At 40.2% G+C, this 23015-nt stretch carries 23 protein-coding genes and 2 pseudogenes; 4 read left to right on the top strand and 21 right to left on the bottom strand.

What is annotated here, in order from left to right:
• Positions 1–6 precede the first annotated feature (6 nt).
• Complete coding sequence (locus KV40_RS30680; RefSeq protein WP_072013951.1) at positions 7–2088, top strand: P-loop NTPase fold protein; 2082 nt, start codon at positions 7–9, stop codon at positions 2086–2088.
• 20 nt (positions 2089–2108) lie between these two features.
• On the top strand, positions 2109–3599 hold the full coding sequence (locus KV40_RS30675) for a GMC oxidoreductase (RefSeq protein ID WP_036489382.1): 1491 nt from the start codon (positions 2109–2111) through the stop codon (positions 3597–3599).
• Between the two features lie 17 nt (positions 3600–3616).
• Here KV40_RS30675 and KV40_RS30670 read toward each other — a convergent pair whose 3' ends face one another.
• The 7 genes from KV40_RS30670 to modA form a co-directional block, all read right to left on the bottom strand.
• Positions 3617–4858, bottom strand: a complete 1242-nt coding sequence (locus tag KV40_RS30670) for an OFA family MFS transporter (protein WP_036489381.1) — start codon at positions 4856–4858, stop codon at positions 3617–3619.
• A gap of 147 nt (positions 4859–5005) precedes the next feature.
• Positions 5006–7129 (bottom strand): glycogen debranching protein GlgX, encoded by a 2124-nt coding sequence (gene glgX / locus KV40_RS30665; RefSeq protein ID WP_072013950.1) that lies wholly within the window; start codon positions 7127–7129, stop codon positions 5006–5008.
• Between the two features lie 66 nt (positions 7130–7195).
• Positions 7196–9607, bottom strand: a complete 2412-nt coding sequence (locus KV40_RS30660; RefSeq protein ID WP_036489378.1) for a phosphoketolase — start codon at positions 9605–9607, stop codon at positions 7196–7198.
• Between the two features lie 637 nt (positions 9608–10244).
• Positions 10245–10556, bottom strand: a complete 312-nt coding sequence (locus KV40_RS30655) for a hypothetical protein (protein ID WP_036489375.1) — start codon at positions 10554–10556, stop codon at positions 10245–10247.
• Positions 10557–10813: 257 nt separating this feature from the next.
• The gene (modB, locus tag KV40_RS30650) at positions 10814–12652 is read right to left on the bottom strand and encodes a molybdate ABC transporter permease subunit (RefSeq protein ID WP_036489373.1); all 1839 of its coding nucleotides are present in this window, start codon (positions 12650–12652) and stop codon (positions 10814–10816) included.
• 72 nt (positions 12653–12724) lie between these two features.
• On the bottom strand, positions 12725–13327 hold the full coding sequence (locus KV40_RS30645) for a class I SAM-dependent methyltransferase (RefSeq protein WP_036489372.1): 603 nt from the start codon (positions 13325–13327) through the stop codon (positions 12725–12727).
• On the bottom strand, positions 13324–14154 hold the full coding sequence (gene modA, locus KV40_RS30640) for a molybdate ABC transporter substrate-binding protein (protein ID WP_036489370.1): 831 nt from the start codon (positions 14152–14154) through the stop codon (positions 13324–13326). The genes KV40_RS30645 and modA overlap by 4 nt, the downstream gene beginning before the upstream one ends.
• An 87-nt stretch (positions 14155–14241) precedes the next feature.
• Between modA and KV40_RS30635 the strand changes: the two genes are divergently transcribed.
• Complete coding sequence (locus tag KV40_RS30635; RefSeq protein WP_036489368.1) at positions 14242–14451, top strand: molybdopterin-binding protein; 210 nt, start codon at positions 14242–14244, stop codon at positions 14449–14451.
• A gap of 70 nt (positions 14452–14521) precedes the next feature.
• On the opposite strand, the gene KV40_RS30630 is transcribed toward KV40_RS30635, so the two are convergent.
• The 14 genes and pseudogenes from KV40_RS30630 to nifN all read right to left on the bottom strand — a co-directional run.
• On the bottom strand, positions 14522–14773 hold the full coding sequence (locus KV40_RS30630) for a FeoA family protein (RefSeq protein WP_036489367.1): 252 nt from the start codon (positions 14771–14773) through the stop codon (positions 14522–14524).
• Position 14774: 1 nt separating this feature from the next.
• Positions 14775–16214 (bottom strand): ferrous iron transporter B, encoded by a 1440-nt coding sequence (locus KV40_RS30625; protein WP_036489365.1) that lies wholly within the window; start codon positions 16212–16214, stop codon positions 14775–14777.
• Positions 16180–16797: a FeoB small GTPase domain-containing protein gene (locus tag KV40_RS30620; RefSeq protein ID WP_036489494.1), complete on the bottom strand. Its 618-nt coding sequence runs from the start codon at positions 16795–16797 to the stop codon at positions 16180–16182. Before KV40_RS30620 ends, KV40_RS30625 begins: the two co-directional genes overlap by 35 nt.
• Positions 16798–17166: 369 nt before the next feature.
• Positions 17167–17520 (bottom strand): hypothetical protein, encoded by a 354-nt coding sequence (locus KV40_RS30615; protein ID WP_036489364.1) that lies wholly within the window; start codon positions 17518–17520, stop codon positions 17167–17169.
• 92 nt (positions 17521–17612) lie between these two features.
• Positions 17613–17963 (bottom strand): hypothetical protein, encoded by a 351-nt coding sequence (locus KV40_RS30610; RefSeq protein WP_156114268.1) that lies wholly within the window; start codon positions 17961–17963, stop codon positions 17613–17615.
• A 104-nt stretch (positions 17964–18067) separates the two neighbouring features.
• Positions 18068–18382 carry a 2Fe-2S iron-sulfur cluster-binding protein gene (locus tag KV40_RS30605; protein ID WP_036489360.1) on the bottom strand — a complete coding sequence of 105 codons (315 nt, stop codon included), beginning with the start codon at positions 18380–18382 and terminating at the stop codon, positions 18068–18070.
• A gap of 141 nt (positions 18383–18523) precedes the next feature.
• The gene (locus KV40_RS30600) at positions 18524–18886 is read right to left on the bottom strand and encodes an iron-sulfur cluster assembly accessory protein (protein WP_036489358.1); all 363 of its coding nucleotides are present in this window, start codon (positions 18884–18886) and stop codon (positions 18524–18526) included.
• A 72-nt stretch (positions 18887–18958) separates the two neighbouring features.
• Positions 18959–19768 (bottom strand): HesA/MoeB/ThiF family protein, encoded by an 810-nt coding sequence (locus KV40_RS30595; protein ID WP_036489355.1) that lies wholly within the window; start codon positions 19766–19768, stop codon positions 18959–18961.
• 36 nt (positions 19769–19804) lie between these two features.
• The gene (nifW, locus tag KV40_RS30590) at positions 19805–20152 is read right to left on the bottom strand and encodes a nitrogenase-stabilizing/protective protein NifW (protein ID WP_036489353.1); all 348 of its coding nucleotides are present in this window, start codon (positions 20150–20152) and stop codon (positions 19805–19807) included.
• Complete coding sequence (locus KV40_RS30585) at positions 20149–20382, bottom strand: CCE_0567 family metalloprotein (RefSeq protein ID WP_036489351.1); 234 nt, start codon at positions 20380–20382, stop codon at positions 20149–20151. Before KV40_RS30585 ends, nifW begins: the two co-directional genes overlap by 4 nt.
• A gap of 44 nt (positions 20383–20426) precedes the next feature.
• Positions 20427–20918 (bottom strand): NifX-associated nitrogen fixation protein, encoded by a 492-nt coding sequence (locus KV40_RS30580; protein ID WP_036489349.1) that lies wholly within the window; start codon positions 20916–20918, stop codon positions 20427–20429.
• A gap of 111 nt (positions 20919–21029) precedes the next feature.
• Complete coding sequence (nifX, locus tag KV40_RS30575; RefSeq protein WP_036489347.1) at positions 21030–21431, bottom strand: nitrogen fixation protein NifX; 402 nt, start codon at positions 21429–21431, stop codon at positions 21030–21032.
• Positions 21432–21531: 100 nt separating this feature from the next.
• Positions 21532–21999, bottom strand: a complete 468-nt coding sequence (locus tag KV40_RS32855; RefSeq protein WP_052056127.1) for a DUF269 domain-containing protein — start codon at positions 21997–21999, stop codon at positions 21532–21534.
• A gap of 65 nt (positions 22000–22064) precedes the next feature.
• A pseudogene (gene nifN / locus KV40_RS30565) lies at positions 22065–22877 on the bottom strand (nitrogenase iron-molybdenum cofactor biosynthesis protein NifN); the annotation flags it as partial.
• Here nifN and KV40_RS36870 point away from each other — a divergent pair.
• Positions 22870–23015, top strand: a pseudogene (locus KV40_RS36870) (3-deoxy-7-phosphoheptulonate synthase); the annotation flags it as partial. The pseudogenes nifN and KV40_RS36870 sit on opposite strands and share 8 nt — an antisense overlap.

Genomic DNA, 23015 nt, shown 5'->3' with positions numbered 1-23015 from the left:
ATAAATATGACTCAAGAAGATCTACCAATCAGCGAAATCAACAGCCACATTGAAGAATATCTAGATTATTACTGCGGTTTATCTCATGCGCCAGGCTTTGCAGTTTTACTCAAAGGTGAATGGGGCTGTGGGAAGACTTGGTTTATCAACAAATATCGTGAAAAGTTTGAAAACAAAAAACAAAAATTTTTATATGTAAGCTTGTACGGAATGACTAGCTTTACTGAAATAGAAAATTCGTTTTTCCAGCAGCTACATCCTTTGTTGTCCTCAAAAGGAATGGCAATAACAGGAAAAATTCTTCAAGGAGTTCTAAGAACTACGCTTAAAATCGATCTGAATAGTGACGGGAAAGATGATGGTAGTGTAAGTTTGCAAATTCCTAAAATCGATATACCTGAATCTTTTAAAAAAGCTGATGAACGTATTTTAATTTTTGATGATTTAGAACGCTGTCAAATAGATGTTGGAAATCTTTTAGGATATATAAATTATTTTGTCGAGCATCAAGATTTTAAAGTAATTTTAGTCGCTAATGAAGCAAAACTTATTAGCAATAATAATTATACAGAAATAAAAGAAAAGCTTATTGGTAAAACTTTTGATATTAATCGCGATCTTGATGGTGCATTAAAAGACTTTATTAAAGAACTTAATAATTTAGAAATAGAAAAATTTTTGTTTAGCAATACAGAATTAATAGAAGACATATATTATAAAGCTGAATATGAAAATCTAAGAACCTTAAAACAAATCATTTTAGATTTTGAGAGAATTTTTAAAGTATTACCAGAGAAAGCGAAAGCTAAGCCTGAGTTGTTAAAAGAAATTTTAAAGTTACTAATGGCTTTCTCTATTGAAATCAAACGTGGTAATTTATTGCCCAAAAGTATTAGTATCTTTCAGCAAGCATCTGTTTTCAAGCTGACTGAAGCTAAGCGCGATTATATAGAACAAAGAGCTACAAATAACCAAGATAGTTTATCTAATTCATCTGAGGAGAATAATAAGAAAACAATTATTTCTCTTACAGAAATAATTGAACGATATACATTTTTAGATTCATTTGTGTACCAACCTTTGCCTAATTTAGCATGGTGGCAGTCATTCCTAGATAAAGGTGATACGAATCCCTCTGTTTTAAATAAGTCAATATCAAATAGTAAATATTTTCAAGATGAAAACACACCAAACTGGATTAGATTGTGGCGATTTTATGATTTAAGTGATGAAAATTTTGATACATTACTTAAAAAAGTAGAATCAGAGTATGAAAGGAGAGAATTTACCGATATCAGAGATATAAAGGATGTCACGGGTCTTTTCATGAAATTATCTGATATTGGATTATATTCTAAGAGTAAAGAAGAATTATTTCAGAATTCAAAGAATTATGTTGAAGATTTGATAGGATTAAATCGCTTAAACTTAAATCTTGACTCGGATTGTACCCTAAATTTAAGAAAAGAATCTAAGGACTTTAAAGAAATAATCGAGTATCAAAAGTTATGTGTTTTTATCAAAGAAGTTAGACAGGCTAGTTTTAAAAAAAGCTTGCCAAATTTGGGTTTGAAATTGCTTGATATTATGGTGAATGAACCATATCAATTTTACAGTATAATTTGCTCAAAAGATTCTGACAATACAAACAATAATTCACATCGGGTATACTCTGAGATTCCGATATTTCAACATATTAAAGTAGATGACTTTTTTGAAAAATTTTTGTCATTAAATTTTGATGCTCAAAGAACTTGTTTTTATGGCATTGAAATGCGTTATAAATTTCATGACATCAATAAAAAGCTATTTAACGAACTACAATGGCTTTATAAACTACGTAGTTTATTAGTAGAACACGCAAACTTTGGAAGAGGAAAGCCTAGTGGATATCGTTTTGAATTATTGATAAATGTCTATTTAGATAGAGCAATTGAAAATCTTTTAGCATCATTTGAGATTTGGCTCACAAAACACCTATTAAATAAAGTATCTAGCTTGAAAATATTTTACTGGACTTATATGAACGAAGTATTTGAGAACAAAATAGCATTAGCTTTACAAGATGAGATGACAAACAACCAGTAACAAAGAAAAGGACAAATAATATGATTATAGATGACCAATTTTACGATGTAATTATTGTTGGCAGTGGTGCGGGTGGTGGTACGCTGTCTCGTAAACTGGCAGAAGCTGGAAAAAAAATTTTAGTACTAGAAAGAGGAGAATTTACCGAAAAAGAAAGTTCGGAATTAGTAGAAGTAGAAGTTTTTAAAAAAGAAGATTATCACGCTCCCGAACAATGGTACGATCGCGAGGGCGAACCCTTTCATCCTCAAACCAGTTACTGTGTGGGGGGCAATACTAAAATTTATAGCGGTGCGTTATTGCGCCTTAGAGAAAAAGATTTCGATCGAGTACAGCATCAAGAAGGAATTTCACCTGAATGGGGCTTAAAATACCAGGATTTTGAACCCTACTACACCGCTGCCGAAAAACTCTATCGCATTCATGGTAGAGCAGGAGACGATCCCACAGAACCCCCTAGAAGTGAAGATTATCCCTATACGCCAGTCGATCGCGCCTCACAAATCCAAGAAATTGGCGATCGCCTGTCCAAGCACGGTTTGCATCCCGCCTATCTTCCCATTGGTATTGGCGACGAAGGACGCACTGACTCGGAAGATACTGGTATAAGTCCTGTCATTCGTGCGGGTAAAGACGTAACTTTAAAAACTGGAGCGAAAGTAGTCGCTTTACATACCAATTCTTCAGGTAAAGAAGTCAAAGCGGTTGAGGCGCAGATTAAAGGACAATCCTATTTGTTTATGGGTCATATTATCGTACTTTCCTGTGGTGCGATTAATTCTGCTGCTTTATTGTTGAGATCGGCGAATGAAAAGCATCCCCAAGGATTAGCTAATAGTTCCAACTTGGTGGGACGTAATCTGATGAAACAGCTAATGACGGTAATTCTTCAGCAGTCCCCTCAACCTAATTCGGGTTTGTTTCAACGCACTATGTATATCAATGATTTCTACTGGGGCGATAGAGATTTTTCCTATCCTATGGGACATATTCAGGATGCGGGGGGCATTTTGCAAGACGTGATTTTTTCCGAATCTCCGCCGATTTTGTCTGTGGCTGCCAAAATAATGCCAGGTTTTGGCTTAAAGCAGTTGGCAAAACGTTCTATCGGCTGGTGGCTGCAAACAGAAGATTTACCCGATCCCAACAACCGAGTTTATCTCAAAGGAGAGAAACTTCATTTAGACTATACTCCCAACAACACCGAAGCACACGATCGCCTGCTTTATCGTTGGCAAGAAGTCCTTAAAGCTACAGATAAACAGTCTCGCGGCATTCATCCTTATGGCAGTACTCCCATTCAAGTAGTGGCTCATCAATGCGGTACCTGTCGTTTTGGCGAAGCTCCCCAAGATTCCGTTCTCGATCTCAATTGTCGCACCCACGATGTCGATAATCTCTATGTAGTAGATAGTAGCTTTTTTCCTTCCAGTGCGGCGGTAAGTCCCGCTTTGACGGTTATTGCCAATGCTTTGAGGGTGGGAAATATATTAATTGCAAGATTGGGTTAGCTAAAAGATCGATCTTTTTAGGAAGAGCGATCGTGTTTCAGCATGATGCTAGCAACTACGATGCCCGCTATTGCTAGCAGTGCCATAGGATAAAAAGCATAGGTATAGAAACCAAACCAATCGCGAATTCGTCCTGTAACTAAAGTTCCCAGCAAGGCACCCACCCCATAAGTCGTGAACACGATCCCGTAATTTTGGGCATAGTTGTCGGGGTTAAAGAAACGAAGGGTAGTAGTAGGAGCGATCGCCAGCCAGCCTCCCAAACAAAACCAAAACAGACAGAAGGCAACAACGTAAATGGCAACTTGTCCCTCTTTGGCATTTACCATTAACACACAAGCAGTTAATATTAGGGCATAATTGGCGATCGCCACATAGTGGGGTTTGAAGCGATCGCTCAACCAGCCAAACAAGGGACGACTAACTCCATTAAATAGAGCGAATAAAGAAACACTGCTTGCTGCCAGTCTGGGATCGATGTCGATTGTTTCCTCTCCTACCGAACTCGAAATACCAATAGCACTCAAACCGATAGCAGTTCCAATGGCGTAACAGATCCATAAGCCATAAAATGAGCGACTCCGAAAGAGATTTGTCGGGTAGGCTACAGAGGCAATAGACTGAGATTTGGCGAATAAATGGCGGTGGGGATGCCAGTCTTGAGGGGGCAACTCTAAAACCAGGGCAATTGCTAAGATAATTAAGGTAAAGACAATTCCTAAAATCTGCAAAGTTGGTTTGACGGAATAAGCGTTGATTAAACTATTAGCCAAAGGAGCAGTAACTAAGGGAGAAAGCCCAAACCCAATAATTGTCAAACCTACTGCTAGTCCCTGGCGATCGGGAAACCACTTGGCTACTACCACCATCGGTACGCCGTAAGCAATTCCCACCCCCGATCCAGCAATGACTCCGTAAGTAAGGGTCATTGTCTCAATGTTAGTGGCAAAGCTAGAAAGAATATAGCCCGTACCGACCATGATGCCACCGATCGCTGTAGTAATTCGAGTCCCAATTCGGGGGATATAAAATCCCGCGATCGGCATGAGTGCAGCATAAAAGACTAGGGCGATAGTATAGGGTAACAGACTTTCCGTCGCATTAATCTTAAATTCTCCTTCTAAGGGAGTTCTAAAAACGCTCCAAGAATAAACGCTCCCCAAACAGAGCAAAACGCTCGTACCTAGAGGAATTAGTAACCATCTTCCCCGCTCTGCTGGTAGTTTAAATACCTTGAAGTTCAAGTTAAAATCTGTCATAGGTGAAGCATGATGACTACAAAATTTATTGGTGTGGATATGGCAGTAGGCAGGAGGCAGAAGTAAATTCCTACTTAGAAAGCTTAGGGCTTATAGCTCACAGCTATAATATTTTTCATTTATCTGAGGTTATTTAAAGAATAGAGATTACTTTGCCATCAAGACTACAGAACTACGAGCCTCTACTTGATATTGCTGCTGATTAACTATTGGTGCTGTTCGGGGTTCGCAAAAATCATCTGGCGTGGGTAAAGCAGTATCTATAACGCGATGCCAGTTATGTCCAGAGCGTAGTTGGGGCAACTCGTAGCTTAAAGTCTCCCAATAGGCGTTAAACATGACATGCAGATACTCGCCTAACTGGGGATGTGCCAGAGTAAAAGCTAAATGGCGAGATTCGTCGTTCCAATTGGGCTGATGGAGTTTTAGTCCGTGCCAGACCAAATAAGGCTTAATGCCTTCGGTAGTGGCTAAGGCTTGTTCTAAACGAAACACTTCTAAGCCTTGAATTAGCGCGATCGCATTTTTAACAAAGCGAAATAAGCCTAGATTAGACTCAATGTCACTCCAGTCAAACCAGCTAAGTTGGTTATTTTGACAGTAGGCGTTGTTATTTCCCTGCTGAGTTCTTTTTACCTCATCTCCCATGGAAATCATGGGCGTTCCCTGAGACATGAACAACACGGTAAAAAAGTTTTTAATCTGCTTGAGCCTTAGCCGTTCGATTTCTGGATCTACTATCGTTCCTTCATAACCACAGTTCCAGCTATGATTATCGTTGGCACCGTCGCGATTGTTTTCTCCATTAGCCTGATTGTGTTTGTGGTTGTAAGTTACCAAGTCATTAAGAGTAAAGCCATCGTGACAGGTAATAAAGTTAATACTGCGGTTGATATCGGTATCGGCGCGAAAATACATATCGGGACTGGCTAAAATTCTGTCTGCCAGACGTTTGACCATTCCGCGATCGCTTTTAATAAAACGACGCACATCATCGCGAAAAGGACCATTCCACTCGGTAAACCAGTCTCCTAAATCTACAAAGCGACCTACGCCATATAGCCCCGCAGCGTCCCAAGCTTCGGCAATTAACTTAGTTCCAGCCAGTACGGGATCGGATTCGATCGCCCATAAAACATTAGCGGTAACAATAGAGGTATGCCATAAAGAGGCTCCCGCTGCATCCCTTGCCAATACCGAAGCCAAGTCAAAACGGAAACCATCGACGTGCATTTCTGTTACCCAATAGCGCAAGCAGTCGAGTATAAATCTACTGACTACGGGGTGGTTGGCTCTCAGACTGTTACCACAACCGCTGTAGTTGTGATAGTAAGCTGGATTTTCTTCCAACATATAGTAGGTTTGATTGTCCAAACCGCGAAAGGAAATAGTTGCCCCTTGGTGGTTGCCTTCGGCAGTGTGGTTAAAGACCACGTCGAGTATTACTTCGATACCTGCTCGGTGTAACGCTTTGACCAAATCGCGAAATTCATCGATTGCTCCTACAGCGTCGGTACGAGAACTATAGCCGTTGTAGGGAGCAAAAAAGCCGATGGTGCTGTAACCCCAATAGTTTTTTAATTCTTTGGGAGCATCATTAACATCAAAATAGTGAATGGGTAGCAGTTCTACCGCCGTAATTCCCAGTTGTTGGAGATAGGGAATTTTTTCTATTAAGCCTGCAAAAGTTCCCCGTTTGAGATCGCTAACGCCAGAGTTGGGATGGGCGGTAAACCCGCCTACGTGCAGTTCGTAGATAATGCTGGTGGCATAGGGAGTACGGGGATGAACATCGCCTTCCCAATCATAATCGCTGGTGTCCACTACTACACTTTTCAAAGCGCGATCGCAATTATCTCCAGGTTGACTGGCAGAGGTGCGATCGTATATTTGCTCTCCTGCGATCGCTTTGGTATAGGGATCGAGCAGCACTTTAGTCCCGTCAAAGCGCAGTCCCTTTTCTGGGGCATACTCACCATAAGCGCGATAGGCATATACCTGACCCGATTTCATACCCCTAATAAAAACGTGCCAGTAATAACAGCTACAGTGTAGTTTGGGATCTAAACTAATCACTCGTTTAGGTTCGGGATCGGGGGCGCGATCGAATAACAGTAGTTCGAGAGTATGGGCGCGGGAAAAAATACTAAAGTTAACCCCATCTGGGTAAACAGTAGCACCCAAGGGAAAAGTTTCTCCAGGTAAAACATCGTTTCTAAACTCGCGATCGCTCCGAAAATTGGTTTGAGTGGTCAATAACTTGTTGGACATAGTTTGATAATTTGTCGTTAGTCATCAGTCATTTATTCAACTAACGACTAACTATCTACGATAGAATTAATAACTCCACTTCCAGTTAACTACTTCGGGTTTGTCCATCCCTTCAGCATGAGCGTAAGCCAGGTTATCGATAATTTCGTTTCTCATTCTTTCTCTGACATAAGCAGCACGAGAACCTAATTGTGGAACGCGATCGATTACGTCAATCACTAAGTTAAAGCGATCGATCTGGTTGAGAATTGCTAGTTCCAAAGGCGTGTTGATATTACCCCGTTCTTTATAGCCGCGAACGTGGATGCGTTCTTGATTGGTACGGCGGTAAGCTAGCTTGTGAATTAGCCAGGGGTAGCCGTGAAAGTTAAAGATTACGGGTTTGTCGGCAGTAAAGAGAATATCAAATTCGTGATTAGATAGACCGTGGGGATGTTCGGTTTCGGTTTGTAGGCGATACAGATCGACCACATTAATAAAGCGGACTTTGAGTTCGGGAAATTCTTCGCGCAAAATAGCCGTTGCTGCCAGAGACTCCATCGTGGGAATGTCGCCACAGCAAGCCATAATCACGTCTGGTTCATCTGGTTCTTTACCACAGTCGTCGTTACTCGCCCATTCCCAGATACCAATACCTTTAGTGCAGTGTTTGACTGCTTCTTCCATCGTTAAATATTGCAGGTGCATCTGTTTGTCCGCCACGATGACGTTGACGTAATCTTTACTCCGCAAACAGTGATCTGCAACCGATAGCAAACAGTTGGCATCGGGTGGAAAATAAACTCTGGTAACGTCAGCACTCTTGTTAGTTACCAAATCGACAAAACCAGGATCTTGGTGAGAAAATCCATTGTGATCTTGTCGCCACACCAAAGAAGACAGCATGATATTGAGGGAAGAAACCGAAGCACGCCAGGGTACGTATTTTTTGCAGATATCCAACCATTTGGCATGTTGGTTAAACATGGAGTCGATGACGTGAACAAAAGCCTCGTACGTGTGGAAGAAACCGTGTTTGCCAGTCAGTAAATAACCTTCTAGCCAACCTTCTAAGGTATGTTCGCTCAACATCTCCATTACCCGTCCATCGGGAGCCAGCATACTGCCGTCTTCATCTTCGGGTAGGTAGTCTGCCAGCCAGGTTTTTTTGGTTACTTCATAAATAGCCGACAGACGATTGGAAGCGGTTTCATCGGGACCAAAAACGCGGAAATTCTTCATATTCTTTTTCATCACGTCCCGCAAAAACTGACCCAATACTTTGGTATTTTCTACCTGCACCATTCCTGGCTTATCCATTGGTACGGCATAGTCGCGAAAGTCGGGCATTTTTAGTTTTTTGCGAACCAAGCCGCCATTAGCTAGGGGGTTGGCACTCATGCGGCGGTCGCCTACGGGAGCGAGGTCTTTTAATTCGGGGATTAAAGTGCCATTCTCGTCAAAGAGTTCTTCTGGCTTGTAGCCTTTCATCCACTCTTCTAAGAGTCTGACGTGTTCTAAATTGCTGTGCATGGCACCCATTGGCACTTGGTGCGCTCGCCAAAAGCCTTCAACTTTATGTCCGTCTACGTCTTTCGGTCCCGTCCAACCTTTGGGAGTGCGAAGAATAATCATCGGCCAACGAGGACGAAAGGCTTTATTTTGACTGCGGGCTTCAGTTTGAATTTCCCGAATTTTGACGATGCACTCTTCCATAACCACTGCCATTTTTTGGTGCATCATTTCGGGATCGGAACCTTCTACCATATAGGGAGTATAGCCATAGCCTTTAAAAAGGTCTTCTAATTCTTGGGAGCTAATGCGAGAGAGGATAGTAGGATTGGCAATTTTATAGCCATTGAGGTTGAGTATGGGTAAAACTGCCCCATCGCAGACGGGATTGAGGAACTTATTAGAGTGCCAAGCGGTGGCTAAGGGTCCTGTTTCTGCCTCGCCATCACCTACCACACAGGCAACAATTAAATCGGGATTGTCGTAGGCTGCACCATAAGCATGAGAAACACTGTAACCCAATTCACCTCCTTCGTGGATCGAGCCTGGAGTTTCAGGGGTACAGTGACTGCCTATATGTCCTGGGAACGAGAACTGTTTGAAAAACTTCTGCATTCCCTCTGCGTCTTCGCTTTTATCGGGATAAATTTCTGAATAGGTACCTTCAAGATAGACGGGTCCTAATACCCCAGGTGCGCCATGTCCTGGACCTGCAACAAAGAGGGCATTGAGGTCGTATTTTTTAATCAGTCGATTGAGGTGAATATAGCTAAAGCTAAGAGCGGGAGAAGATCCCCAATGTCCGAGCAATCTTTTTTTGATTTGTTCTGGTTTTAAGGGTTCTTTGAGTAGAGGATTATCGCGCAGATAAATCATCCCCACGGCGAGATAGTTACAGGCTCGCCAGTAGGCGTGAATTTTGCGGAGTTCTTCGGAAGTTAGAACTGATTCTGATGCTGGAGTTTTGTTAATTGGTGTTGTAACCATAATATTTTTTGGAAGTGAAGAGTTGCAAAAATCAAAATGGAGCAGCAGTAAAAAATTCTAACTGCGTATTTTTAAAGCATTTAATGGTGAATTTGAGTACATTTTGAACTAGTTAGGCACTAATTGTTTTGAGGTTCATTATTTGCTGTTAATTTGTACTCAAGCGAGCTAAAAAATGCTACAGAGATTATAAGTCTCAAAGATTAACAACTTATTAAAACAAAGAAAAGCTCAATGTAAAGCAAAAATTGCTACGGTTTACTAAAAATTTGAGTACAACTAGATAGTAAAGAGTATTTGGGTCGGCAATCGATCGTATTTAACAGCTTAAGAGTAATAATTTTTTAAGATTCTGGAGTTCGACCGTATAAGTTTTTCGATTTTTTTACGCTCGATCGACTAATAGTTATGGCTATTGGAAAATGTCTATAGCAAACATTTATTATAACGCATACTATAAATATAATTGCCGAGAATACTTATTAGAATGTACTCAAAAATTTATCAGTTTTAAGCTCTTTAAAAATAAGCTTGGCTATCTATGATGTCCTGGCTTGGAGAAGACAATTACCAGATTAGTTGCCAGTTAGATTTTTAACCTCATAACTCTAAGACTATTCTTGAAATTGGACAACCATTAAACTTTAGCTACTCGTACATCGGGACGAAACTCACTTGACATCTCTTCTAAATGAATGACTTCATCGACAGTAGAAGCAGAGTTATTTAAAACGTGAATATATTTGAGCTTACGTTCGACATCTTTGAGTTTTTGTTTTAAATCCTCGGTATTTTCTGGCATATCGGTATATTCTAATTCGCTGATTAACTGTCCTTTAAGAATTTTGTAATAAGATTGTAAATCTCTAAAGTAGCAGTGTAAGGAACTTACAACCGAGGTTATAGAAGATTTATCCTTGGTCGAGAAAATTGGTTTTTGACAATCCATATTATTGAAACCTGAAGATAGTGAATAACTTACTAAAAATAAACTATCATCTATCAATAAGTTATATGTTGCATCGGTAACATTTATAGCAAATTTTTAGTTTTATCGAGCGATTAAATCTTAGCTTCATTGAGTACAATACTCTATTATCTTTATTACGAAGCTTTTGGTTTTATAAATTAATAAAGTAAAAATTAATAAAGTAATTTTATGTATAATATAAAAAGTTTAAATATCTTGCCTAATATTGGAAATATTTAATTTTCTAATGGCATAATTCGTAGCGGTTCGAGTTGAATTGTCCAGGGTAAGGTACGCTCTTTTAACTCTAGCCATTTGCCCTTAAAAACTTCTGCCTGTAGATGATAATCTTCAGGATTATTAGCGGGACGGTGCAACTTGAGATATAAAGTCATACGGTGTTGAGTTTCGCTGATAGTTGCCAACCAACAAGAAAATGTATTTGCCCCGTCGTCGGTTGCGGGAAAGTTTAACTGATGGGCGCGAATACCAACATAGTCTAAAGTTGGTGGTATTGATTCGATTACTTCTAAATTGCATTCCCAGTCGATCGCTTTAATTCGATGTTCGCCAATTGCCACAGCACGAGAAAAGTTTTTACAGCCAGTTACTTGAGCGGTTTTAAAGTTGCAGGGATGCTCGAAAATATTTTGTTTTGTGCCACTGGCGATCGCTCGTCCACGATCTACTACCATCAAATTTGGGCATACTCGATAGGCTTCTTCTAGATTATGGGTAATGAATAAAGTTACGCCCCGATAGTGTATTAGATTGTTTCTGAGCAGTTTTTCCTGTTTATCCCGTAAATAAGTATCCAATGCGGAAAAAGGCTCATCCAAAAGCAGGATACCTGGTTCGCTTGCCTTTGCCCTAGCTAATGCCACCCGTTGTTGCTGTCCGCCAGAAAGTTCTTCTGGATAGCGATCGCCAATACCCGATAAGTCTACGGCAATTAACTGCTTTTCTATCTCTTGTTTTATTTCTCGATAAGTTCTTCCTGAAGGCATCCCAAAGGCAATATTTTTAGCAACAGTTAAATGAGGAAATAGGGCATAATTTTGAAACAAAATACCACAGGCGCGATCGCGTGGCGGTAAATTAATTCCTTTAGCCGAATCAAATAGTACCCTACCGTTTAACACGATACGTCCTTTATCGGGAGTTTCTAAGCCAGCAATACAGCGCAAAATCAGGCTTTTACCCGCTCCAGAAGCCCCTAGTATTCCTAACGGCGTTTGGTCGGTTTGCAAGGCAATATATAAGGAAAATTCAGGTAGCTGTTTGTGTATATCGACAATTAACTCAATTTTGTCTTGGGGTACGGGGTAATCTAGGATTTTTTTTCGTTTTATAGATGCGATCGACATAATTGTAGGGGCAATTCGTGAATTGCCCTTACTACGGGGTTTGGTTTTGTATACTCCATTTTTTTTGGTGCCGTAATTAACTGCCGTTATTACTCCTAGAGAAATTGCCAGCATAATAACTACCAGCAATAATGCCCGCTCCATCGCTCCACCTTCCGATGCTAAGAAGATAGCGATAGGAATAGTTTCGGTTTTGCCAGGAATCGAACCAGCCAACATTAAAGTCGCGCCAAATTCACCCAAAGCCCGTGCAAATGCCAGTAAAGTACCAGCAATTAATCCTGGTTTGGCTAAAGGCAACATAATGCGCCAGAAAACCGTCCCTTCTGTAGCTCCTAGAGTTCTGGCACAGGCAAGTAAGTTACTATCGATCTGCTCGAATGCTCCTAAAGCAGTTTTGTACATCAAAGGAAAAGCTACCACTGTCGAAGCGATAACGGTAGCGTACCAAGAGAAAATAACCGTAACGCCAAAGTAATCTAGTATTTGCCCGATAAAGCCATTTCTACCCAATAGCAGCAATAACAGAAAACCTACTACCGTTGGGGGAAGTACCAAAGGAGCAGTAAGCAAACCTTCTATTATTCCCTTAGCTTTACCTCGATAGTCCAGCATCCATCGCGCCGCCATAATGCCTAGAAAAAAGGTAATTATCGTGGCAGTAGTGGCGGTTTTGAGGGAAATCCAGATGGGGGTTAGGTCAGTCATTTTAGTTAGGGACGATACTCATACGAGAAGGCTTACGCCAACGCGAACCGCCCGTACGCTATTTAGGCAAATTCATATTTTCCTGGCAACGATATGAAAGATGTGCCAGTATCTATCTTCACCCAGAGGAGTTGTACCTGGATGTTCTTCTTCTTCTAGTAATTCGATCGCGTATGGTTTGAGTAAAGTTGTTACTTGTTGCAGTGTAAAAGTATTAATTAATTTATTATTCCGCCAAGAATCTCGTTCTCCGAATAAATGTCCGCAGAATCTGCCGCCTGTAATTAAGGAATTATAGATTTGATTCCATAAGGTAGGAAAAACCTCTGGAGAACAAAAGGGTAGGGAAAAACTGGCATTAATTAAATCTACCGATTTTGGCAGCTGTAATTCTTCAAAGCTAATTGTTTGAGTGGTTAATTGAAGAGAATTGATATTAGGACGAGTCTGTAAACGGGCAATTGCTTCTGGTTCTTTATCGATCGCCAGTACCTGCCAATTTTGTCGTAATATTTCTACTGTATCTCTACCATCCCCACAACCAAGATCGAGCGCAATTCCTGGTTTTTGAAATGCGTCTAATGCAGTCAGAATCGTTTTTCTCGGCGGACGATTGGCAACGGCATTGTAGTAGGCTTTCCAATCTCGTTTTATGGTTAGTTGTTCGTTGTTCATTGCTCATTGTTTATTGTTACAAATCCATTCTCCTTAAATACTTCTTTTGCTTCGGGAGTAGTGAGAAACTCGATTAAATCTTTTGCTTCTTCGGGATGTTGGCTATCTTTAATAACGGCAATGGGATAAACAACGGGGGAATGGCTGTTTTCTGGTGCAGTAGCTACTATTCGGACATTATCGGCAGCTCGAACATCGGTACGATAGACAATTCCTGCATCCACATTACCCGTAGTGACATAGCTAACTACCTGATGAACATCTTTACCATAAACCGCTTTAGCCTCAACCTTATCGGCAATTTTAAAAGAAGTCAGCACTTCCTGGGCGTATTCACCCGCAGGAACGCTTTCTGGTTCGCCAAGGGCGATCGCCTGAATATTTTCATCGGTTAAATCGTTAAAATTATCGACTTTGAGATTAGCTTTCGATACATTTTTTGGAGTGACTAAAACTATCTGATTTTTTAATAAATTCCTACGAGTTTCTATTAGCAATAAATCTTCTTTTGCTAAAGCATCCATCTGTTTACTAGCGGCAGAAATAAAAACGTCTACAGGTGCTCCTTGCTCTATTTGTCGCTGTAACGAACCAGAAGAGCCAAAATTGTAAGTAATATCTGTTTTAGGATGTAGTTGCTGATATAAAGGTTCGATTTTTTCCATTACATCTTTAAGGCTAGAAGCTGCCGATATGGTTAGTTGGTTTGTAGCCTCAGCTTGACTTGGTCTTTCTAGTTTGATATTGCTTAGATTATTGCATCCTATTGTTAGAAAGCAAACGAGCGTACTAATACTAAAATTTTTTAACTTGTCTTTAGTTTTCATTATTTTTTTTATCTAAATACATTTTAAAGCAAGATCTATATATAATGTTTCTTAGTTTATTTTTTTAACTAAAAAATGAGGTTTTTCATGAAATTAAGTACTCGTAATACTTTAAAAGGTACGATAAAAAAGCTAGAGTTGGGAGCAGTAAATGCCGAAATAACTTTAGAATTATCTCCAGGTATAGAAATAGTTTCTATAATTACTAAATCTTCAGCAGAAAGACTCAATTTAGCAGAAAGCATAGAAGCTTACGCTTTGATTAAAGCTTCCGACGTGGCTATTGCTGTAGATTAAACTTATTAGTCATTAGTTGCTAGAATAAAAAATTAATAACCGACGACTAATGACTAACAATCGATATTTGCTAAGTTGTAACTCTAACTCTAATAGAACTGGCAATACTTTTATCGATCGCAATTCGAGTTTGTCCAACTCTAATTACAAAAGAAGGAAATCTTTGTTCTAGAGTAATCTGCATTCCTGTATGAACTCCCATTGCCAGCAGTTTTTTAACGATGCGATCGTCTTTATTGCTAATAGCAGTGATTACTCCTTGGGTTTTAGTTCCCATATAATCTAAGGGTGAATAATGAACGGAAAAACCTTGAGTTAGCATTTTAAAAAATCTCCATAATAGTTAATAATTGATTGAGAGCGTAGCCCAAAGAAAAAGCAAAACCAACAACAAAAGCAGCGATCGCGATGGTAGTTTTAACGCCGCGTTCTTTAAACATAAATTGCAGTTGTGCCACACAGGGAATAAATAGCGTCAGGGTTACTGCGGCTACTACTAATTGTTGTCCGACTAAAATTCCCGAAGTGTGCAAGTCAAACATTCCTGCCGCCCCATAGTCGCGACGGAAAAAGCCATAAAGAAAAGTAGGTGCAGCTTCTTTAGGCAATCCCAACCACAGCATTACTGGTTCTAAACCTCCGACGATGACATCGAATAATCCTGTAAGTTTGCCCGCCCAAATTAATACCGAAGCCATAATAAACAGAGGTAAAATTTCGGCAAAGTACCATTTTAGACGGACATAGGTTTTGGTAAGAATGGCTGAGAAACGGGGCAATCTTAAAGGAGGAATTTCCATATAAAAACAGGCAGCCTCTCCTGGTACGATTTTTCCTGCCAACAAACCAATAAATAAAAAAATTGTCACCATCACACTTGCCCAAACCAACAAAGCCGTAGGTTCTTGGGAAAGCAAGCCTAAAATTACCCCCAGTTGCGCCGAACAGGGAATAGTCAAAGCCAAAAGTAAGGTAGCAATGATTCTTTCGCGTTTGCTTTCTAAAGTGCGAGTAACCAAAGTTGCCATTGTACCGCAGCCCAAGCCCAAAATTAAAGGAATAATCGATCGCCCCGAAAGTCCGATAAATTTAAACAGGCGATCGACTAGTAAAGATAGACGAGGTAGATAGCCGCTATCTTCTAATAGGGAGAACATCAAAAAGAAAGTGGTAACTACTGGTAAAACAATTGCCACGGCGTAACGAACGCCTAGAGTAATGATGCCATAGTCGTTAGCAAGTAAGTCTCGAACCACTTGCCAGGGAATAATAGCCGCGACAGCATTATTGACGAAGGGATTAATTTGAGATTCAAACCAACCTTCAATGCCATCGACGAGAGTACCGCCGCCAAATACCCCAACAAACTGATAGATCCCGAAGTAAAGGACTAAAAGTAAAATTGGAATACCAGTAAGGGGATGAACGGTTAGGTAGTGCAACCACTCATGCTGAAAAGTTTTTTGTCGCTGCGGTTGAATCGTTGCCTCTGCTTCGATTGCCTTTGCTAGTTGATGGCGAGATTCGGCGATCGCATAAGATAGGGATTCGGGCAAACTTGCCTGTGTCTCGATAACGATCCGTTCGATCTCTGGAAAATATGGTTCTGCCTGTAACTGAGATCTCAAGGAAGGATCTTGCTGTAGCAATAACAAAGCCATGCTGCGCCGCGAAATGGTATCTTGCCAGCGATCTTCGAGTAAAGCCTCGATACGTCTAACTGCGGCTTCAATAGGTGGTGCATAAAGAAGTTGACTGGACATAATCGGCTAACTTAGCGGTTAATTTTTTGAATCCTGTTTTTTTGGCTGCTGACATAACGACAACGGGAATACCCAATTTGTATGCTAAACGCTCTTCGTCTACCCAAATACCTAATTTCTGTGCCTCGTCGATCATGTTGACTATTAGCAAAACGGGTAATTGAGTTTCGATTAATTGCAGGGTAAGGTTGAGCATTCTTCCTAAATGCTTGGCATCGACAACGTGAATTACTAAATCTACTATTTCGTTAGTAATTAAATTTCTAGCGACGTTTTCTTCTTCGGTAATGGGAACTAGAGAATACATCCCTGGAGTATCTAGAAAAGTTACTGTCTCTCCAGCTATAGTTGTGTTACCTTTGGCTACTTCTACTGTGGTTCCTGGATAGTTGGAAACCGTAACGTAGGTACCCGTCAGCAGATTGAACAACAAACTTTTACCTACATTAGGCGAACCGACTAAAGCAACATTAATTTTCGAGTCGAGTGAAAAACTCTTTTTTGCCGCTCTAAAGTTAAATAATTTCCAACCTCGATTCTTTCGTTTTGGATGACAGCTTTGATGACAATCGTGACAATCCATTTTTTTATACCTAACTATTAGTTTTAACTTAATAAAAAATATGCTAAAAAAACGTATTTTTGTATACAAATTATTATTATTTAATTTTTTAAAACTATTAATTTTCACAAACCAAAAAAACAAAAGCTATTAGTAATACAGCAATCATTTATAGATAGGAAATTTTATACAACCGAAGGTCAGAACTCCCAGACTTATTAACGCTTTTATCGTCGGTGGAATTAAAATAAAAATACAAGTACAAGCAATTATTGCCGATAGAAACGCAACTAGTTGATGGATTTCATCGCCTCCATGAATAATTAATAAGATCGTGCCAATACATATTGATAACATTAGTAAACTAACTATTAACATTTTTATTTCTCCTTAAAATAATCGATCTTCGTAATGGGCGAGCCAATGAAGCTCTAGCCAAAAGCGAAAATCTTGTTGTCTGAGTGTAGAGCGCGGATCTCTAAGCAAACGATTGGCATTGATAAACACAACTTCTACCAATCCCATGTTTTCTGCGGCATCCTTAAAAATATCTTGCTGTTCAAACAAGCGATCGCCTACTCGATTGGGATAGTAAATACATAAATAATATAAATATTTATTGGTGCGATCGGTTTTAAAATCTAAAATTTTTACCAAACAATGGCGCAGCAAACTACTCGATTTCGGATAATAATTATCAATAATATTAATATATTCTCTGGCTAAGCGTTCGCGACTAATCATTTGAGTTAGTTAGTAATTAATAGTTAGAAGTTATCTATAAATCCAAACATACAAAGCAAAAAATTAAATAATGCTTTTTAATTACTTACATCTCAATCTATGTTGAGACACATTATTTTGAGACAGGGTTTAGCTAGCTGCTGGCATTTATGTTTGTAAATTTTCGCTTTTGCCTGACAACTATCTACTTCAAGATCTTTAGGTTTGGTTGCTGCCCCTGGAAGTGGACAAAAATCATCTATTTGAGGACAAAACTGGGGTGGATATTCAGTAACTTTTACCGTTCTACGATTTTTAAGATTCAAGTCTATATCGTTAGCAAAAACATACTCGCTGTAATCGGCAATGTTATCCAAACCAATAAGATTGAGCCAAATTTCAGCTGCTAGCCACACCCCAGTTTTATAACAAACTCGTCTCCACTCGGAAGATTTTTTAGTCATCGATCTGTTTTTTATTCGTTCTTTGTTGTTAATCATTTTTCTTCGATCCTTGATGAATTTGGAGATGATTTTCAAACCCGCCCGAACGATCGATGACAATTTACTTAGACTAAATATGCTTCTTGATGAGTTTTAATGGTGCAATCGGATTTAGGATATGCCACGCACAGTAGTACATACCCTTTATCAATTTGCTCGTCATCTAAAAAGCTTTGATCCTCTTGGTCTATTTCCCCTTCGACGATTCTGCCGACGCAACTAGAACAAGCTCCCGCACGACAAGAAGATGGTAGATCTAAGTCTTGTTCTTCTGCCGCATCTAAAATGTACTCATCTTCGGGAACATCGATCGTTAAATCAATTTCGGGGGGTTTTTTCTTTTTGCCTTTGATCAGACGAACTTTGTAAGTAGTACCCATGATTTTTAGTTAGTAATTAGTGGTTAGTAGTTAGTGGGTAGGGTGGGCAAATAGAGTAATTTAACTCAAACAACTTAGCTAAAAAATAAACTTGCCCACCTTACAGTTAGTAATGAGTAGTTGTTAGATTGCCGATTACTATTAGCTACAGGGAACGGCTTCGGGGGTGGCATCTCCTACAGAGAAAGACTTGCCACAGCCACAGCCACCAGTTGCGTTGGGATTTTCAAAAGTAAAGCCAGCTTGGGTTAGGCTTTCGACAAAATCAATTACGATGCCGTTTAGGTATGGTTCGCTTTGGCGGTCGAGGTATATTTTTACCCTATCTTGTTCGTAAACTAGATCGTCGGCTTCGGGGCGATCGACGATATCCAGAGCGTATTCAAAGCCGCTACATCCGCCATCAACTGCTGCAACTCGAACTCCTTTTTCGGCACTGGTTTCATCGGCGCGGATAAAAGTACGCAAACGGAAAGCTGCTTTTTCGGTTAAATAAACGGTCATGATGGTTCTCCTTGTGTTAGGTGTTTAAAGGAATAAATAAGGAAATGGGGTAATGGGGGTTTAGGGGGTAGGTCAATTGGTGACTGATAACGTCGCGCTTACTTCTGCGCTCCCCTGATAACTGATAACTGTTGACTGTTTACTGTTACCGCATACGGGACATTCGGGATCTTTATAGAGGCGAAGTTTGTGAAACTCGACATTGGCAAGATCCATATTGAGTAACTGACCCATGAGAGGTTTACCCAATCCCGTAATCAGCTTGATAGCTTCTAAGGCAGTCAAACAGGCAAGGGTGCCAGAAACTGCACCAAGTACGCCAAATGCCCTCCGATCCCAGTCGGGTTTTTCGGGGAAGATGCAAGAAAGACAGGGGGTTTTACCAGGAACGATCGCAGTAACGTAAGCTTCCATGCTGTTCATGGCAGCTTCAATCATCGGCTTGTTCCAGCGTACGCAGGCGGCGTTGAGTAAATCTCGTTCGGGAAAATTGTGAGCGCAGCTGAGGGCGATGTCGGAACGTTGGAGGAGAGCATCGACATTTTCGGGGGTAACATATTCGGCGATCGCCTCAACTTCCACATCGGGGTTTATTTGGCTAAGAGTTTCTTTAGCCTTAATAACTCTAGGTTTGCCTACCCAATCATCGCTCATCAAAATCTGACGATTCATATCGTCGAGACGCAACTCACCACCTCGAACTAGAATTAACTTGCCAATGCCTGCAACCGCGAGATAGAGAGCCACTGTTCCCCCCAAACCACCGACTCCAGAAACTAGAGCAGTAGTATTTTTAAGGGCTTCCTGTCCCTCTTCTCCCAAACCTGAAAGCTGGATTTGTCGGCTGTAGCGTTCTAGTTCTTTTGCTGTGAGCATAGTCATCCTCTGTTTTTTGTCATAAATGGCAATTGATGACAATTATTTTGCCTCTGCTTTCTTACTTAGGTCGTCTAATGAAACAAAGTTTTTCGGTTTGGTTTGAAATACTTTAAATAACTTGGTTTCTAAAGGACTGGAAGTTAAGAAAACCTCATAGGCTTCTTCTAAAGCGAGACGGTACTTTTCTAGTTTTTCGGCTTCGCTAACGTCGGGGAAAGCTTTATCGACCTCGCTAATTAATAGGGAAAACTGTTTTAAAATATGGAGGCGATTGATATTAACAAAATCGCGATCGTATTCGATGTCGAAAAATTGTAAATAATCTTCCGCATCGGTTAGCGTTTTGAATTGAGCTAAAGTTTTTGGCGTAGTGTCAGTTACGGTCATGATAGTTGTTGCTCCCAAATTTTTAATTGTTGTTTGAGTTTGGCTAAACGACTGTAAATATCGTAGGTTTGAGTTGCTGCTGCGATTAGCTTTTCGTAATCTGTAGGCAAACCTTCAGCGAGATCGTGCAAGTCCATCTTCATTTGTCCTGCTCTGCTGTTAAGTTTTTTAATAATTTTCTTCAACTCGGCAACAGCTTCGGGGGTTGGGGGGTTGATTGTAGTAGTCATATATTTATTAGTTGTAAGTGTTGGAGGCAGGAGGGAAAAAGTGATTATCCGTCCGCAGCATCGGGAAACTTCTCGATAGTTTTAATACCAGACTCGACCAATCTTTCTCCTTGTGCTGCCAATTTCTTAAGTGAAGGATAGCCAAAGCGTTGAGCATCCCGTAAAGTGCGCGATAGCACCATCAAGCGACCAGTCCAGACGATCGCCCAGCCAAAGCCTTCGTGAGAAAGATCGATAACGACTTGGCAGAGTTTGCCCGTTTCTTTTTCGATACAAGCCGCGATCGCCCGATAGAAACAGAGAATTCTCAATTGAGTTGCGGGATCGACATCACCTTCTACAGAAATCTGGCTTTTCTTTTCTTTGCTAACCACATATTTAGCCAGCACCAATTCATCTTTCCAACTACGATAAACGCCATAATGATCTTGAGCGCGTACCTGTTGTACTAATGCTTGAAGAAAGGCACTCTCTTCAACAATACTGATATTAGTTTCAGGACTGGTAGTGGTAGTGGTAGTTGTAGTTGTAGCCATAATTATTAATTTTTAGATGTAGGTTTTGCTGCGTAATCTTGAGTTTTTTGTATTTTGTTCTTCGTTCTTTGTCAAAAATAAAATTACCTCCTGCCCCCTGCCTTCTAATCACTATTCCTCTTCATCATCGAAATCGAAACTTTTTGTCTTTTGTCCTAAAGCTTTACGCAACCAAGCGGGAGGATTGCCTAAAGTTTTGACCAAACTATTAAGAACATCGGCAATTTCATCGTTTTGATTTTCTGCTTTAAGAGGCGTAATTTTGTTCTGTAACAAACGGGATGCGGCACTGCCTCCGATCGCCGAAACGTAGACGATCGTACAGTCGGCAACTGCCTTAATTTTTGGGATTAACTTATCTTCGTTGCCATCTTCTTTGAGGTTTCCCCCAAATTCGACTGTGTTGAGAAATTTATATCCTTCAGCAGAAACATCATAAACATCAACTTTTTTTGCCCAACCAAAGTGAGCATTTATATGAATGTTATCTTGGGTAGCAAAGGCGACTTTCATCTTTTTTGTTATTGGTTAATGGTTAGTAGTTAGTAACTGGTTTTTATTAGTCATAAATCATTAATCGGTGTACGTTATAGACAAAGAAAGAATAAAAAAATTAAAAATTAAAGTAACAAATAGCTTTGGCTAAAGCATGATGAATATAGTTATCAGCTATGTCGGCTAACTCTTTTAGAGTTGTAAAACAGAAACTTTTGCGATCTAAAGATAGGGAATATAAAACCATAACTCCGCCACAAAAAATAACTGCTGAATCAAATTCTTCACTGTTCAAATGTACAAAAGTTTTTGTAGAATGCCCTGTAGTCTTCTCGACAACTGCTCCGATCGCTTGGTAAAAAGCAGTAATTAATAGCTCATCGAGAGGATCGAGATTGTTTTTTTCTGAGTCAACTGGTTGAGATACAGAACAAATAACTAATTGTTCGATTAGCTGTAGATCTGTCCAATCTTGATATTTGTTAGCAGTATCTGTTAAACGAATTTTTTTAGTTAATTCTTGGAGAAAATCAAATTGAAGCTGATTCAATCGCGATGTGGCTTCTCTGGTTAAAAGTTGACTCATTTTTCTACTCTCTGGCTAATGACAAATGACCGACAATTATACGGGGGATTCGCGAATCGCCTCTACTAATGACCAATTTCAATAAAAATATTGCCGAGGTCAAATAGAAACTGCATGGTACCTCGATAACCGACCAGACAACGAGAACCATTACCCAGGCGATCGTAAATGGGATAACCCATACGATATAGGGGAATATGGAGTTTATCGGCAAGTGTTTTTCCTTGGGAATTAGTAATAATTAAATCCGAACCAGAGGCTAAGTCTTCTAGGTCTTCTAAGTCTCCAATAGTTACGCTGTCAAAAGGTAGATCTTTAAGTATTGGCGACTTAGTTGTAGTTACGGCAGCGTTTATTTCTGCTCCCATTTCTGTTAGCAACCAACTAGTTTGATAGAGCAAATCTGGTTCTAATGCCAGTGAAACTTTTTTACCACCTAGATAAAAGTGAGTGTCTAAAATAGCATCTTGTAATTGGCGACGCTGACGTTCGTATTTTGCTGGAATTTGAGGATTGAATTTCCAATCGGGATCGCTTTTGTAGTTGTTAATCTGTGCTAACAGCCACAAAAACTTATCTACTGCTGCCAATCCTGCCAGACGGGGTGTAACTTCAAAGTTAGTACCAAATTTTTGTTGTAAAATTTCGGCAGCAGGACGCATACTTTCCCCAATAGCAATGGTAAAAAGCGATCGCTCTAACTGTTGCAACTGCGCTTTGTCAGTACCTCCAGGGGTTTTGCTGTTGTAGTCATCATCTAGGTGTCCGTCCACTGATTCAGATAAATCGGGGATAACCAAAGGTGTCAAACCGAATGCCCCGACGATTTCTTTGATTTCTGCCACATCTCCAGGGGCGAGTAGAGAACCAGAAGCGACGGGACTGGGAATAATTACCGAGGTAATGGATACAGCCGATCTCGACAAGGTCGCAGAGATAGCCGACATTCTGCAAATTGGTGCCAGAAATATGCAGAACTTCTCGCTACTTAAAAAGGTAGGAGCGCAAGATAAACC

The sequence above is a fragment of the Myxosarcina sp. GI1 genome (genome assembly GCF_000756305.1).
Lineage (GTDB): Bacteria > Cyanobacteriota > Cyanobacteriia > Cyanobacteriales > Xenococcaceae > Myxosarcina.
The sequence above is the reverse complement of the archived record's forward strand: the minus strand, read 5'-3'. Positions and strand labels throughout refer to the sequence as shown.

What these genes read in the sequence shown, in the direction of transcription:
- KV40_RS30680 (WP_072013951.1), top strand. Translation starts at nt 7, where the DNA reads ATGACTCAAGAAGATCTACCAATCAGCGAAATCAACAGCCACATTGAA.
- KV40_RS30675 (WP_036489382.1), top strand. Translation starts at nt 2,109, where the DNA reads ATGATTATAGATGACCAATTTTACGATGTAATTATTGTTGGCAGTGGT.
- KV40_RS30670 (WP_036489381.1), bottom strand. Translation starts at nt 4,858, where the DNA reads ATGACAGATTTTAACTTGAACTTCAAGGTATTTAAACTACCAGCAGAG.
- glgX (WP_072013950.1), bottom strand. Translation starts at nt 7,129, where the DNA reads ATGTCCAACAAGTTATTGACCACTCAAACCAATTTTCGGAGCGATCGC.
- KV40_RS30660 (WP_036489378.1), bottom strand. Translation starts at nt 9,607, where the DNA reads ATGGTTACAACACCAATTAACAAAACTCCAGCATCAGAATCAGTTCTA.
- KV40_RS30655 (WP_036489375.1), bottom strand. Translation starts at nt 10,556, where the DNA reads ATGGATTGTCAAAAACCAATTTTCTCGACCAAGGATAAATCTTCTATA.
- modB (WP_036489373.1), bottom strand. Translation starts at nt 12,652, where the DNA reads ATGACTGACCTAACCCCCATCTGGATTTCCCTCAAAACCGCCACTACT.
- KV40_RS30645 (WP_036489372.1), bottom strand. Translation starts at nt 13,327, where the DNA reads ATGAACAACGAACAACTAACCATAAAACGAGATTGGAAAGCCTACTAC.
- modA (WP_036489370.1), bottom strand. Translation starts at nt 14,154, where the DNA reads ATGAAAACTAAAGACAAGTTAAAAAATTTTAGTATTAGTACGCTCGTT.
- KV40_RS30635 (WP_036489368.1), top strand. Translation starts at nt 14,242, where the DNA reads ATGAAATTAAGTACTCGTAATACTTTAAAAGGTACGATAAAAAAGCTA.
- KV40_RS30630 (WP_036489367.1), bottom strand. Translation starts at nt 14,773, where the DNA reads ATGCTAACTCAAGGTTTTTCCGTTCATTATTCACCCTTAGATTATATG.
- KV40_RS30625 (WP_036489365.1), bottom strand. Translation starts at nt 16,214, where the DNA reads ATGTCCAGTCAACTTCTTTATGCACCACCTATTGAAGCCGCAGTTAGA.
- KV40_RS30620 (WP_036489494.1), bottom strand. Translation starts at nt 16,797, where the DNA reads ATGGATTGTCACGATTGTCATCAAAGCTGTCATCCAAAACGAAAGAAT.
- KV40_RS30615 (WP_036489364.1), bottom strand. Translation starts at nt 17,520, where the DNA reads ATGATTAGTCGCGAACGCTTAGCCAGAGAATATATTAATATTATTGAT.
- KV40_RS30610 (WP_156114268.1), bottom strand. Translation starts at nt 17,963, where the DNA reads ATGACTAAAAAATCTTCCGAGTGGAGACGAGTTTGTTATAAAACTGGG.
- KV40_RS30605 (WP_036489360.1), bottom strand. Translation starts at nt 18,382, where the DNA reads ATGGGTACTACTTACAAAGTTCGTCTGATCAAAGGCAAAAAGAAAAAA.
- KV40_RS30600 (WP_036489358.1), bottom strand. Translation starts at nt 18,886, where the DNA reads ATGACCGTTTATTTAACCGAAAAAGCAGCTTTCCGTTTGCGTACTTTT.
- KV40_RS30595 (WP_036489355.1), bottom strand. Translation starts at nt 19,768, where the DNA reads ATGACTATGCTCACAGCAAAAGAACTAGAACGCTACAGCCGACAAATC.
- nifW (WP_036489353.1), bottom strand. Translation starts at nt 20,152, where the DNA reads ATGACCGTAACTGACACTACGCCAAAAACTTTAGCTCAATTCAAAACG.
- KV40_RS30585 (WP_036489351.1), bottom strand. Translation starts at nt 20,382, where the DNA reads ATGACTACTACAATCAACCCCCCAACCCCCGAAGCTGTTGCCGAGTTG.
- KV40_RS30580 (WP_036489349.1), bottom strand. Translation starts at nt 20,918, where the DNA reads ATGGCTACAACTACAACTACCACTACCACTACCAGTCCTGAAACTAAT.
- nifX (WP_036489347.1), bottom strand. Translation starts at nt 21,431, where the DNA reads ATGAAAGTCGCCTTTGCTACCCAAGATAACATTCATATAAATGCTCAC.
- KV40_RS32855 (WP_052056127.1), bottom strand. Translation starts at nt 21,999, where the DNA reads ATGAGTCAACTTTTAACCAGAGAAGCCACATCGCGATTGAATCAGCTT.